14 protein-coding genes are annotated in these 12,585 nt (G+C 64.2%); 6 read left to right on the top strand and 8 right to left on the bottom strand.

What is annotated here, in order from left to right; all coding sequences use genetic code 11:
* The first annotated feature begins 303 nt into the window (after positions 1-303).
* Both ACFQ24_RS01445 and ACFQ24_RS01440 read left to right on the top strand, forming a co-directional pair.
* Positions 304-1,743: a mechanosensitive ion channel domain-containing protein gene (locus ACFQ24_RS01445; RefSeq protein ID WP_380908616.1), complete on the top strand. Its 1,440-nt coding sequence runs from the start codon at positions 304-306 to the stop codon at positions 1,741-1,743.
* A gap of 237 nt (positions 1,744-1,980) precedes the next feature.
* Positions 1,981-2,217: a hypothetical protein gene (locus ACFQ24_RS01440; protein WP_185707338.1), complete on the top strand. Its 237-nt coding sequence runs from the start codon at positions 1,981-1,983 to the stop codon at positions 2,215-2,217.
* Positions 2,218-2,452: 235 nt separating this feature from the next.
* Here ACFQ24_RS01440 and ACFQ24_RS01435 read toward each other — a convergent pair whose 3' ends face one another.
* The gene (locus tag ACFQ24_RS01435) at positions 2,453-3,052 is read right to left on the bottom strand and encodes a retropepsin-like aspartic protease family protein (RefSeq protein ID WP_185707340.1); all 600 of its coding nucleotides are present in this window, start codon (positions 3,050-3,052) and stop codon (positions 2,453-2,455) included.
* Between the two features lie 245 nt (positions 3,053-3,297).
* On the opposite strand from ACFQ24_RS01435, the gene ACFQ24_RS01430 reads away from it, so the two are divergent.
* The 3 genes from ACFQ24_RS01430 to ACFQ24_RS01420 all read left to right on the top strand — a co-directional run bounded on the left by ACFQ24_RS01430 (position 3,298) and on the right by ACFQ24_RS01420 (position 4,153).
* A complete protein-coding gene (locus ACFQ24_RS01430) occupies positions 3,298-3,435 on the top strand; it encodes a hypothetical protein (RefSeq protein ID WP_185707342.1) in 138 nt (45 codons plus the stop codon).
* 125 nt (positions 3,436-3,560) lie between these two features.
* On the top strand, positions 3,561-3,809 hold the full coding sequence (locus ACFQ24_RS01425; RefSeq protein ID WP_185707344.1) for a YdcH family protein: 249 nt from the start codon (positions 3,561-3,563) through the stop codon (positions 3,807-3,809).
* Entirely contained in the window at positions 3,809-4,153 is a 345-nt protein-coding gene (locus tag ACFQ24_RS01420) for a TraR/DksA family transcriptional regulator (RefSeq protein ID WP_185707346.1), read from the top strand. Before ACFQ24_RS01425 ends, ACFQ24_RS01420 begins: the two co-directional genes overlap by 1 nt.
* Positions 4,154-4,212: 59 nt before the next feature.
* Here the strand turns inward: ACFQ24_RS01420 and ACFQ24_RS01415 are convergent, their stop codons facing one another.
* The 6 genes from ACFQ24_RS01415 to ACFQ24_RS01390 are packed head-to-tail and all read right to left on the bottom strand — an operon-like array spanning position 4,213 to position 11,292.
* The gene (locus ACFQ24_RS01415) at positions 4,213-4,872 is read right to left on the bottom strand and encodes a hypothetical protein (RefSeq protein ID WP_185707347.1); all 660 of its coding nucleotides are present in this window, start codon (positions 4,870-4,872) and stop codon (positions 4,213-4,215) included.
* A 7-nt stretch (positions 4,873-4,879) separates the two neighbouring features.
* Positions 4,880-5,401, bottom strand: a complete 522-nt coding sequence (locus tag ACFQ24_RS01410) for a DUF2726 domain-containing protein (RefSeq protein ID WP_380908634.1) — start codon at positions 5,399-5,401, stop codon at positions 4,880-4,882.
* 19 nt (positions 5,402-5,420) lie between these two features.
* A complete protein-coding gene (locus tag ACFQ24_RS01405) occupies positions 5,421-5,621 on the bottom strand; it encodes a hypothetical protein (RefSeq protein ID WP_185707351.1) in 201 nt (66 codons plus the stop codon).
* 48 nt (positions 5,622-5,669) lie between these two features.
* Complete coding sequence (mobF, locus tag ACFQ24_RS01400; RefSeq protein WP_185707353.1) at positions 5,670-8,705, bottom strand: MobF family relaxase; 3,036 nt, start codon at positions 8,703-8,705, stop codon at positions 5,670-5,672.
* Positions 8,706-8,708: 3 nt separating this feature from the next.
* Positions 8,709-11,012, bottom strand: a complete 2,304-nt coding sequence (locus ACFQ24_RS01395; RefSeq protein WP_380908612.1) for a type IV secretion system DNA-binding domain-containing protein — start codon at positions 11,010-11,012, stop codon at positions 8,709-8,711.
* On the bottom strand, positions 11,002-11,292 hold the full coding sequence (locus tag ACFQ24_RS01390; protein ID WP_185707357.1) for a hypothetical protein: 291 nt from the start codon (positions 11,290-11,292) through the stop codon (positions 11,002-11,004). Before ACFQ24_RS01390 ends, ACFQ24_RS01395 begins: the two co-directional genes overlap by 11 nt.
* 479 nt (positions 11,293-11,771) lie before the next feature.
* Here ACFQ24_RS01390 and ACFQ24_RS01385 point away from each other — a divergent pair, with 479 nt between their 5' ends.
* A complete protein-coding gene (locus tag ACFQ24_RS01385) occupies positions 11,772-11,990 on the top strand; it encodes a hypothetical protein (RefSeq protein ID WP_185707359.1) in 219 nt (72 codons plus the stop codon).
* 118 nt (positions 11,991-12,108) lie between these two features.
* Here ACFQ24_RS01385 and ACFQ24_RS01380 read toward each other — a convergent pair whose 3' ends face one another.
* Positions 12,109-12,333 carry a hypothetical protein gene (locus ACFQ24_RS01380; protein ID WP_185707361.1) on the bottom strand — a complete coding sequence of 75 codons (225 nt, stop codon included), beginning with the start codon at positions 12,331-12,333 and terminating at the stop codon, positions 12,109-12,111.
* Between the last annotated feature and the right edge of the window lie 252 nt (positions 12,334-12,585).

Below are 12,585 nucleotides of genomic sequence, written 5' to 3'. Positions count from 1 at the left end.
CAGAGCTGCACGATGGTCAGCACCTAGCGCTGTCGGCCTCCAGCGCCGTGATCGCTCTTACACGGTCGCGGATCCGGTTCACCGCGGGCACCCGATCGTGCGCAGCCGTGAGCCCCCACCGGACGATCGCCTGTCACGGAGCAATCATGCGGCTGCGGCGTTCAGTCAAGCAGACGGTGGTTTGGGGAAGCGGTTTCGTTCTGATCTGACGCCTTCCGCTGCACTGACCCGTGGTTGCACGAGCGATCTGACGGAAGGTGTCATCAAGCGCGCGCCGCTTGTCGAGCGCAAGGGGAGTCAAGCTTGGTCGATGAGAAGCAAAGGAACGTCGTGCAATCGACCCTGACAGATCTTGGATACCGTCGATGCAATTTCGCAGCGCGCGTGGCTTTCGGCATTTTGATGATGCTGTCGGTTCCATCAGCCCTCGCCCAAGAGAACGCCACCGTTGAAGAGAGTCGGGCCACTTCAGAACCGGCCGCTTCGAGCGGAATCGAGCTTCGGACGGAGGATACCGCGGACGCGGATATCGCGAGGCGGATCACCAGCATTTTCGCGCAGATCGATGCTCTGACGCAGGTGCGGGCGCGCGTCTCTGCCGGCGTGGTGACCCTGTCGGGTACGGTACCTACGCCCAAGGACATAGAACGAGCCGAAGCGATCGCCGCACGCGTTGCCGGAGTCGTGACGGTCGAAAACGATCTTGAGCGCGATCTCCAGGTCGAGACCAACCTTGCTCCCGCTCTGGGGAATTTTGGTGAGGTCATGCGCGGCTTCCTGCGTGCGCTGCCGCTGATTGCCATCGCGCTGGGGCTTGCGGTGATCATCGGCTTTGCTGGCCATATCCTGGCCTCGTTCCACGGCCTTTGGCGGAAGATCACGCCCAATGCATTCCTTGCCGACCTAATCGCTAGCTTGGTCCGCTTCGTTTTCATCATCCTGGGCATCATCGCCGGATTGGAACTGCTCGGGGCTACGGCGCTGCTGGGCGCGGTCCTCGGCGGTGCCGGAGTGCTCGGTATCGCTGTAGGTTTCGCCGTCCGCGACACGGTCGACAACTACGTCTCCAGTCTCATGCTCAGCTTGCGCCAGCCGTTCCGCGCCAACGATCATGTCGTCATCGAAGGAAACGAAGGCCGGGTCGTGCGGCTGACCAGCCGCGCGACGATCCTGGTAACCTTGGATGGCAACCACCTTCGCATCCCCAATTCCACCGTCTTTAAGGCTGTCATTCTCAATTATACGCGCAATCCCGAACGTCGCTTCGAATTCGACCTGGGCATCGATGCGGCGGACGATCCGGTCAGGGGCATGTCCACCGGCTTGAACGCTATGCAAGAGCTCGACTTCGTGCTGGACACGCCCTGCGCGACCGCTGTCATTCACGAGGTCGGCGATTCAAACATCGTCCTGCGGTTCTTCGGATGGGTCGATCAGAGACGTACCGACTTCCTGCGCGGCCGGAGCTTCGCGCTACAAGCGGTCAAGAATGCTCTGGAGCAGGCGGGCTTCGCCCTTCCCGAGCCGATCTATCGTCTGCGGTTTGACGAGACCGCGCCGCTCCCTCTCAAGTCGGTCGGTTCCGCGAAGGAGCAAACCCGTTCGAAGCGCGCCACTGCCGAGACAGCGGCGCCCACGGCACCCGATGCTTCAGCCGATCAACACATCGCCAGGCTGGTAGACGATGAGCGCGCAGACATGATAGACGAAGATCTGCTCGACAGTCGTCGCCCCATCGAGTGAACACGGCTGCATAACAAGGAGGGGCGGTCCATCCCCGAATCCTCCACGTGCTTCACACTTACTTCGCGCCATTGCGCCAACCCTCGAGACTGAGCTTCGCAGCCGCGGAAATGTCTGCCACGCGGCCGGCTTCGCACCGCGTGCTCAGCGGAAGGACGCATGCCCCCGACGGTTGTCAAGTCCGCAGCGCAGGCATAGCCTTGACGGCCTGAACGTCGTCATCACGGAGTCGTTTCCATGTCGCTCGTCGCGCCTTTCGTTCCGTTTCGCATCGCCCTGCTTGTGCCATTCTTGTCGCTCGCGGCTTGCGGGGATGGCACTCGCGAAGCGGACGAGGCGGCGGTGTCGGCCGAACCGACCGCTCCCTCGAGCGAGTGGGTCGCAGCCAACCCGACCGAGCCCGCCGTGCCCGTGACGCTGCCGACGACGCCGATGACCAATGTTCCGGTCGGGGAAGCGACGCCCGACCAGTGAGGCTATGCGCCGCGCTTGTTGCTTAGGCAGTTTCTGGAGCCGCCATATGCCCGGCTAGCTGGTCGCATGGCCGGTCACCGACCTGCCGTTCGGTTCGCCCGCCGAGAAGGTTGTCACGTGGGAAATGCGGGCGAAGATTCTCGCGGCCGGAGTGCCCCGGCGGGGCACCTGGCGGTCGGCCCCTGTCCGGAAGAATGCCCAACCACGCGATCGGATCACCCACTTTTCGCGATCGTCATGTCTTCGTCCCTTGCTGCTGCGCGGGGCTCTGGCAGGTTTCTGCGGCAACCGGCGCGGGCTCTCTGTCCTCCTTCATAAGGTAGAGCATCGGGCGCGCGACATCGATGATCGCGCGGTGTTCGTCGAGCACATCCTGGCCGATGATGCCCGACACCGTCTCTCCCGTGGCCCGCCCGAGCACGTCGAGGAGCGAATCGAGGTTCGCGATCATAACGCGCTCTTGTCGGATGGCGATGGAGCCGATTTGAAGCCGCTCAACCTTGGCCAGCTGCGCGCGTTCTCCGGCCGGCGCCCGGATCGATGCACCGAGCCCGGCGATGCCGCTCTGGCCAGAAAGGCCGAACCGTTCAGCCTGCCCCTGGTTGACGACCGTCAAGTTGGCACCGGTGTCGAGGACAAAGCTGCCGCTTTTCCCGTTAATGCTTACCTGTACCAACTGATGGCCCGTGCTGACCGTTCGGACGGCAACGGCGGTGAAACCCAGCAAGCATAACGCATGATCCACGGTCCCCGCTTCAGCCGGCCGATATTCCGGCAAGGGATCCGATTCCTGCTTGCAGGCGGCGAGAAGGAGCAGCGCTGCGGCCGTGATCATCCGACAGATCATGCCAATGGAATGACAACTGACGTCCTCGGTTCCCGCCGAAAAGCGCCTTGGGGGCTTTCTGAACCACGGATGGCTGTGCCAGCAAGGCACTGGTCCAAAACGCCACCGCTTCTTCTTTGCAGGATGCAGCGAGCAGCTCCCCTTTGAGCACCCCACGGGCACTTCCGTAATATTCCCAATAGGGGCTGCGGCCCGCACAATGCCAATACTGCCGCACACGATGGAGGAAGGACATGCAAACTCGAACGCTCAAGATCGATCATGCGCGACGCACGGCGCTCAGCGAGGCGCATATCCGCGCCAGTGTCGGTCTCGGCATGTTGAGCCTCGTGCTCGGAACACAACTCGTCTGGTCGCTGCTAGCGCACTAGGAGCGGCTACTTTTCGTCTGGCACGGCCAGTCCGCGTCGCGGCGGCATACTGCGGGATATCCCGTAAGGACAAAGGCCGGGCAGCTCTGCAATCTGCCATCGGCAACAATGAAGAAGGGCTGAAGATGAGCGAAAACGGGCATGACCTGCACGCCGAGTTTCCACAGCATCACGATGTGCTGCACACCCTGAAGGTGGAGAGTACCGCATTCCGTGAGCTGTCGGAGCGCTACCACGCGGTCGCGCAAGAGATCCATCGCATCGAGCATGGCATCGAAGCGGCCTCCGACCAGCGGCTCGAGGACCTCAAGAAGCGCAGGCTCCAGATGCTGGATCAGGTCTCGACCATGATTCTCGAGAAGAAGGCCGCCTGATGCCAGTGCCCTCAGCCGTACGCGAAACCCTCACTGCTCGGCTTGAGGAACTGCGCGCCAGGGTCGAGCGATTGGAGGACGACCTTCGCCAGCCGCTCGATGATGATTTCGGGGAGCAGGCAGTCGATCGGGAAGACGATGAGGTTCTGGATGCTGTCGAGGCGGCCGCGCTCGCGGAAATCGAATTGATCGAAGAGGCGCTCGTGCGCCTCGACACCGGAACATACGGCCTGTGCACGGCGTGCGGCGAGGAGATCGCGCCCAAGCGGCTCGAAGCTCTCCCGGCCTGTCGCTTCTGCATCAGCTGCGCCGAGCAGGCAGATGAGGCCGACGCGTCGGCATAAACGCAACAGGCGGCGCCGATCACGCGTCGGCGCCGGAAAGCGCTCGACACGCCTTGCCTTCACAGCGGTTCGGGGCCGAACCAGTCCGGACGGGTCGGCATGTTGCCGTCCGGGCGGCGTCGCAAGTTGATCAGCTGACCAGACGATCGCGTGAAGGTCATGAGATCGGCAACGGTCCTAAAAGAGGTATTGGGCCCGAAGAACTTGCGAGTCCCATGCCATTTCTGCCCCTCGACCAGCTTCATGCGGTAGGTTCCTTCGGGGACGGGCACCTTGATGCGGTGATTTGCGGCGACATAGATCGACATGAGGTGGCGTTCGGTCGCGGGATCGAACAGCTGCACGACGGCATTGGCGTGACTGGCCACGATCGTCAGCGCGCTGGTTATCGAGCGCCGGTCGATCGCCTTTGAGATCGTGACCGACCCCGTCTCCGGGAAAGACACGCCTGGCCTCAAATCAGGAATGAGACCATCGCGCTGCGCCATCCCATAGAGCGGGATGACGGTCAGAAGGACGCTCAAGCCGTAGATTAAGAGCTGACGCCGACTCTGTCGAACACCCATGCCCGCTCGAAACCGTCCTTTCAGGCCGTCACGGCCGCGATTGACGGGATCGAACCAGGCTCCCTCGACCCGTCCGGCACGATCGTTCCAGTTGGTTGCTCCGGCGCGGGCGCGGTGGCGCTCGCGCATATAGTCCCTGTCGTCGATGCCCATGACCTGCCTATCCTCCGATCACGGCCTGTGCCGCCTCGTCGCGCAAGCGCCCGACCACGCCGAGGACACCCGTTAAGGTTGGGCGGGCAGACGCGGGAACGCGGAACGTGCGATAACCGGCGGCAGAGGTCATCGCGTCCCTCACCCGGTCCCTTGCTCGATTGTGGCTATGGTCGTCGACCTCGACGAGCGCGACCACCTTTCCGGTCGTTGGATCCTCGATCACGAAATCGACGATCTTCTGCGAGAATGCATTGCGGTCGGCAGGGCTCGCCCGTCGCCCAGGATGCGCTGGCGCCTTGAGCAGGGCGCCCATCGCCACCTGCGCGTGAATACGGTACATCGGCAGGATCTGTTCAAGAGCGGCCAAAACCGCGTGTTCGCGCCGCGTCATGAACGGCTTGGCGACAGGACTGGGCGGTCCGAAGATATTCGGCAAGCCGCGCAGCAAGGCAAGCAGGATGGCCAATGATCCTGCGAGGATAAGCACCGGCACAAGTGCGCCGGTCAGGCGCTCGAAGATGTCCATGGGATTCATGATGCCCTCCTTAGCCCCAGCCGTCCCGGCGCCCTTCGCCATTGTCGCGCAGGCCGCGCCGGTTGAGCGCGGAGCGGTGGATGCTGAGCTCCACCTCCTCGCCCTTGCGGTGGATCTGGACATCGCGTGGGTCGAGATTGTTGCGGCGCGCATAGTCGTCCGCCGCCTTCTCGCTGCCGAACTTGCCGGCCTCCTCGAATTCCCAGCCCATCTTTGCTTCTCCTCTGCTTGACCGCGGCGCCATGCCGACGGCATCTCGTCACAAGTCCAGTCCGAGACTGCGCTCGGGCAGCGGCGGCAACACGTCGCCGCGTTCGGGATCAAGGTCTGGCGGCTTGGCGCCAGGCGCGCGCTGTGCCGGCCCCGCACCGTCAGCAAAGGGTGGCAGGTCCGCCGGGAGGGGCGGCAGGTCGGAGACGTCGACTCCGTCAATCGGCCCGGGATCGGATTTGTCGCGCGGACCCGGCCCTTTCCTTCCGTCGATGTCGAGCCGGCCGAGCGTTTCGAGCGCGGATGTCTTGTCGCCCGGGTTCAAGTCGAGTTGGCGCGAAAGCTTGTCCCTGTCGTCGACGACCATGGTGAGCTGATCGCGCACGCGCGTGACGCCGACATTGAACAGCCGCTGGTTGGAGAGTTGGCGCTCCTGCGAGGACATCACGGTGATCGCCTTGTCGGTCGTGATCCCCTGGGCCATGTGCATGTTGAGGCTGTAGGCAAGGTCGAGCCGCGACAGCATCGGATCGCCCAGATTGAGCGTGTGGCGGCTCTTGTCGGCCGCTTCCACCGTCACGCCGGCTGCATCGATACCGACCACGCGGGCGAGCGCGGCATTTAGGAGTCCGCGTTCCTTGTCGTTCGCCGTCCACCGGATGCGGTCTCCTTCGCGCAGCTGCAGCTCCTTCTTTTCGGAAAGCTGTAGCCGGTCGCGCTTTTCGGTCGGCGAGAGCTTCTGCGGATCGAAGCGAACCTTCCTCCGGCCGTCGGCGAGCTCGACCTTGCCGTTGCCATGCACTTTGACGATTTCGTAACGGCCAGCGGCGAGGCCGGCATCCCGCGCCCCGCCGCGGCCGATCTCGAGCGTCTGGCCCGGCCGATAGGTCGAAGCATAGCGCAGTTCCTCGCGGGCCGTGTTGACGCGGTCGTAGACGGTGAGGCGGATCGCCTCACCCTTCACGCTGCCCTGCGCGAGCAGGCCCTGCTGGATAGCCGAGTTGATCGTCGCGCGCGTCTCGCGCCCCGAGGCAAACACGGCCGTCGCGTCCCGCTCGCTGTCGCTCAATGCCAGCCACATGTTGGCGGCTGCAGCGGCGGGATTGGTGGCTTCGACGACGCGGTCGCCCAGCACCTTGAGCGCCGCGCCCGCCTTGCCGATATTAGCGAGCGCAGCGACGGTGCGTAGTTCGTCGGTGCGCTGCCGGATGTTCTCGTCCATGCGCGCAATCGTGCCGCCGCCCGCCTGAATCATGGCGAAGGCCTTGCCGGCATCGATGGAGGAGAGTTGCTGGCGGTCTCCCACCAGCACCAGCTTGTCGATCCCCAGCACGGCGCTGATCTGATGCAGCTTCAGCATGTCGTCCGAGGAGACCATCGAGGTCTCGTCGACTACCAGCATGGTGCCGGCGAGCTTTTCACGGGCTGCTGCGTAGTGCTCGGTTGTGGGTTGATGCACGAAGCGTTCGTTGGCGAGCACGAACGAGGCGATGGTCTGCGCATCTATTCCTGCGCCGTCGCGCAGGTCGGCGACCATCTTGTTCTGGAAGGCGAGTCCCGTCAGCGTACGCCCCTCCGCCTGCGCGACCCGCGCCACCGCTTGCAGCATCGTGGACTTACCGGCGCCGGCGACCCCCTGGACGGTCACGGTTCGGTCGCTTGAGCTCAGGATCATCGTCGCCGCGGCAAGCTGGCCCGGATTGAGCGGGCGTTCGGCCGCGCCCTGCAGCCGGGTCGGCGCAGCGTCTGCGGGCACGATCGGGATTGCTTGCCCGCGCCCGTGCTCCACCGCGGCAAGGATGGATTCCTCGGTGCGCAGCGCTTCGGGCGTGGTGACCATCCGGCCGGTCTTGTCCGCGGATGTGGCGATGCCTGGGATGAGCCGCTCGGCCTGCACGAGCTGGCCGATGCGGCGCTCGATGCTCTCGATCGCCACGCCTTTGAGGCCGAGATCGAGCGCCGTCTTGGCCAGCAGGTGGACCGGATAGGCAGCCTCGCGCTCTGAGAGGATGCGCACCGCCGAAGCGACCGCGAGCTGTGCTCGCGCTTCGGCGGGCGAGCGCACGGCACGCGCAAGGGCGTGGTCGACCAGCGGATCATGCGGGCGCAGCAGACCGGCAAGACGAGCGCCGGCGGATTCGATCGCTGCGGTGATGGCCCGGTAACCTTGTCCAAGCGCGCTCGTACCTTGAATGCGCCCTGCGCGCGCTTCCGCCGCTCCGATCAGGAGCCTGCCGTCGAAGCCGAGCGCGTCGGCGCGATCGATCCAGCTCTGCTTCAGCGCATCGCGATCTTCGACATTGAGCTTGGGATCGCGCGAGCGCTTGGTGATTTCGCGCAGGCCCTCGGGCGACGTGATGCCGAGTTTGGTCGCGCGCTCGAGGATCTGCTCGCGGCGCTGGCTGAACTCGCCGATGACCGCCTTGGGCACGCCGGAGATCTCGAAGGTGCCGTGCTTCCCCTTGAGATCGACCTGATAACCGAGCTTCTCCAGCCCCTCGCGCAGATGGGCGTGGTAGATCGAGCCGATGATGCTGTTGTGGCTCCAGATCTTGTCGGCGTGGAGCGCCTGCCATTTGCCGTCCGGCATGCGGGTGAGATTGGCGATGACCGCATGGATGTGCGCCTGCGGATCGAGCGCGCGGCTGGTGTCGTGCTGGAAGAGGGCATAGACGAGATTGCCGGTCTGCACCGGCACCTTGCGACCCTCCACATCTCGGCGACCTTCGGCAAGGTTCTTCTCGACCCAGGCCATGGTCTTCTGAACCGCTGCCATATTGGCGGCGAGCACGCGCTTGTCACCGGCGACGTAGGCCATGACCGAGGCGGACTTCGGCATCGAGAAGGTGAGATCATAACCGGCCCGGCGATTTTCGACCTGGGCGACCGCTTCGCCGCTGGGCAGGATCCCGTTCAGAATCGCTTCGAACGCATCCCTGGAAACCTCGCCGGCCAAGCCAATATCCTCGGCCCCCTCCCCTGCCCAGGTGGTCGCCTCGGAGGAGCCCTCGACGGTGTAGTAATCATCCTTCGCGAAATAGTTCGCGGCGCCGGAGGCGGAACGGACGGCGGCGACCGACAGCATCGATCAGATGCCCATGTCCACGTCATCGGCGCCACGGCCGGGATGAAAGGCCTGACGCAGTTCGACGAGCGTCAGATCCTCGACCTGCGGCGCGCGCGCGGCATCGCTCCTATTCTCGCGGCGATCCTCACGGTCGGGGTGTGCCGGCTGTCCCTCCTGCGCCGAGCGCGCCGCCTGCGCCTTGTCCGCGGCATGGTCTTGGGAAGCGGAATGGTCACCGCGATCGTCGGATCGCTCGGCCGTCCGGCGCGTGGCATCCTCCTCCTGCTCGACCTCGGCGGACAGGATGCGGGCGGCGAGATCCTTGGCGAGATTGCCGGTTTCGGCGACCTCCTCGATCACCTGCCCCGCCCCGTCCCGCCCGCCGGCCTCGCTCCCCTCGCCTTCCTCGAACACCTCCTCTCCGCGCTTTGATCGCACCGGTTGAACATCGGGTCGCGGCAGGAAGCCTTCGGCGACCTGTGGATGGTCTTTCCAGACGAGCTGGATACGGGCCGCAGGAAAGCCGTCGGGGAACTTCACGAAGCCGTGAAGCGAGGGCAGATTGGTGATGTCGTCGGCTATGACCAGCGGCTCGACCTGCTTGCGCGGGGTCAGCGTCGAGGCGTCGCGCGTGTTGTTGTAGCCGTAGCTATAGGCCTCGTCCATTTGCCGGACTTCGCGATTGCCGATGTAGCGCGCGCATTGCTCGGCGGTATCGAGATCGGCGGTCGCGAGGATCAGTTTGGAGCGGGCGAGCGACGCGAGATTGCGCGCGCCCTGCTCGCCGTAAACCTCGACCAGCTTCTCGAAGCTGTGAATGCCGAGGATCATGGCGCCGCCGAACGCCCGGGCGGTCTGCAGGCCGTTCTCGATCGCTGGCAGCCGATGCAATGCGCCGAGCTCGTCGAACATGAACCAGGTGCGCAAATGCCGGGTGCGCGGCAGGGTCATGAGCCGGGTGATGCAAAGGTCCATCCAGAGCGTGAGCAGCGCCCGGTTCATCGGCAGATCGACATAATGCGACGTCACGAACAGGATCGAACCGGGCTTCTTTTCCCGGCAAATCCACTCGCGGATGGAAAAGGGTTCGCCTTCGTCCGGAAGGAAGCGAAGCGCCTGCGCATTGGTGTTGAACACCGCGCGAATGGACTCGGCCATGCGGGCCGCTTCGGGCGCGGTCAGTGGGTCGGCAATGGTGTTGGCGAGGAAGCGGTGGACGCGCTTCAGGTCGGCCGTCATCAGGTTCTCCGAAAGGGCGAGATTGGAGGTCTGGCCGCGCTCCTGAAGCCGAATGCACATCTCGATGAACAGGGTGCGCGCCGCGAGCGCCCAGAAGGGCTCGGACGAGCCGCCATCGGATGGGATCAAGGCGGCAGCCGCGGCGGTGAACTCGCTATGGGTTCGGCAGTCGTTGAAGATCGACCAGGCCGGGCACCGCGCGTCCATGGGGTTGAGGATCGTGTCGCGCGAGGGATCGTAGAAGGTTTCGACATAGGCGCCCGTGAGATCGAAGATCACTGCGCTGTCCTGGCGCTCGCGCATCTGCGCAACGAGGCTCCGGAGCTCGGTAGTCTTGCCCGAGCCGGTGGTGCCGATGAGCATGGTGTGAGACTGCTCGGTTCGGTGCGGATAGGGGACACCGGCAAGGGTGTAGGGATGGTGGATCCCCGCTTCCTTTCGAACGCGGAACGGCAGCGCCAACACCTGCCGGGATGACATGCCGGGAAATAGCGATCTTGCGTCCTCTTCGAACTTCGCGCGGTTATGCTCGCTGATCTCCGATTGCAGGATGGAACGATCGACCAGCATCGCTCCCCGTTCGTGCCGTTCCTGCAGGATCGAACGGCCACGCCGATGCGAGAGATCGACGAACCAGATCGCGACCGGAATGGTGACCAAGATCGAGATGAGAAAAGCGCCGGCTAGACCGCGCATGGCAACGGACCAGGCCTTGATGACCTCGGGAATGTAGGGGACCGCGGCCATGACGGTGCGAGTGATTTCGCCGCTCGGCAGCGTCACGTTGACGCGCTTGTTCGGGTCGAAGTCGACCCAGTCCCAGAGCGCAGAAAAGACCTTCATGCAAACGAGCTGGAAGCCGTGCTCGTCGAGCTTGATCGAGAGTATCGCGAACCAGGCGAGAAGGAAGGCGACGAACCAGAGGATGAGGGGCAGCCGGGCGCCCGAGAACCACATGAGCATTTCATGGGTGATGAGCTGCGAGCCGCGCGTGAAATTGCCGGCGTTGCGCTGCACGTTGCCGCGCGCGCTGTGGTGCGTGAGGGGGATCGCGCGGCCGTCGGAGCGGATGTCTTCACGCGCCATGGTACTGCTCCAGGCGCTTGTCGGTCTCGGCGATGATGCGGTCGCGATATTCGGGAAACTGCTCGCGAATGATGATGTCGAGCGCGAGTTGCTGGAATTCGCTGATCCGGGCGATCCGGCGCTGGCTCGATGATAGCAAGTGGCTGGCCGACAGGAAGCTGTCGACGGCAAGGCGCAGCAGATCCGTTGGCGTGCAGCCTCGTTCAGCAGCAAGCGCGACGAGACGGTCATATTTGCTCCGGTCGATGCGGACCGTGCAATGCTTGTTGGGGGTGGTCAAACCGAGCCTCCTAGCAGGGAGGCTGGTGGGGTCTCAGAAACCGGGCCGATCTATAGCGCAGATGCTCGGACGCGGCAAGAATGTTGCGTGCTCCGCCTGGCCCGTGTTCGGCCCGAACACAGCAAAACCCCAGTTTTCGCTATTCTAAAGGAGGCGCCGGGAATGTCCCACAGGAGCACACAGCCTCCAAGCTGCTTAAGTCGCTGAATAGGCTGCCCGTTTTCCTGCACCGTGGTGCGTTCGGTGTGCTAATCTGTAGCAGGATTGATCCAGTCTCCGGGGCGTCTTGTGACGCGATCGATGTGGGGGGGATAGCGCTTCCGGCGGGGCACTGAGCCGGCCTGTGGACGGAACGGAATGCCGGCTGGCGATTGATGGACCACGCGATCGCAGGTGCATATCAGCGCTTTCGGCAGGCTCGATGAGCGCCTATAGTAGGAGCGTTCATAGCCCGATCAGCGTGAACCAAGAGGCCCATCATGGCACGCACATTGGAACAGGAAAGAGCCGCGCTTGAAGAAGAAGGCCGCAAGCTGGAAGAGCGGCGGCAACGACTGGAAGAGAAGGAACGCGAGGCCGCGATACAGGCGATCGAGAAGACCGGTCTTCTCAAGCTCGACGGCAAGCGATTGAGTGGGCTGGTCGCCCGCATAAAGTCGCTGGGAATCGAGGAAGTGGAAAAGCGGCTGAGGGCCTGAGCAGCCCCCGCCGCGACCCTTGTCGCGGCACGGGCAGGGGGGGGCTCGATGCCCCTCATGCCCGTAACATCGCCACATAAAAAAGGGGGAGAGGCGCCCGCGCCCCTCCCCGTCTGTCTCAGAATTCGTCAAGCCGTCCGGCCGGCACGCTGTGGACGATCCGGTCGATGATCGTCATCGGCAGCGCGCCGTAATCCCCCTCGTCGATGGTGATGTAGCCGGCCTCCTCGTCCGCCACGACATGCTGGTCGAAGTAGCTGTGACGCGCGCGGCTTGTCGCATTCGCGATGGCGGCGAAGAAGGCGGCGTTGTCGGCGGCGGCGCTGGTCGAGATCATCTGCATGATAGGCTCCTGTCTGTCTTGAATGACAGGAGCGGCGCGTCGGGCGGCCGAGGCCGGGTCAAGGATCGCGAAGCGACCGCGAAGCGGCGGTGGGGGTCACGATTTTCTTCGGCGGCCGCGCACGCCGAAGGAGAAGCGCAGCGCCTGATCCGCCGAAGAAAATGGTGGGGCCCCGCCGTCCTTGAGGCGGTCTCGGGCGTCCGACATAATGGGAAGTCTGTGAGAGATGTTTCCTCTCGTCGGGAGACCACG

This window comes from Sphingobium olei (assembly GCF_042678845.1).
Taxonomy (GTDB): Bacteria; Pseudomonadota; Alphaproteobacteria; order Sphingomonadales; family Sphingomonadaceae; genus Sphingobium; species Sphingobium olei.
Note: the sequence above shows the minus strand (reverse complement) of the source record. Positions and strands in the feature narration are given on the sequence as shown.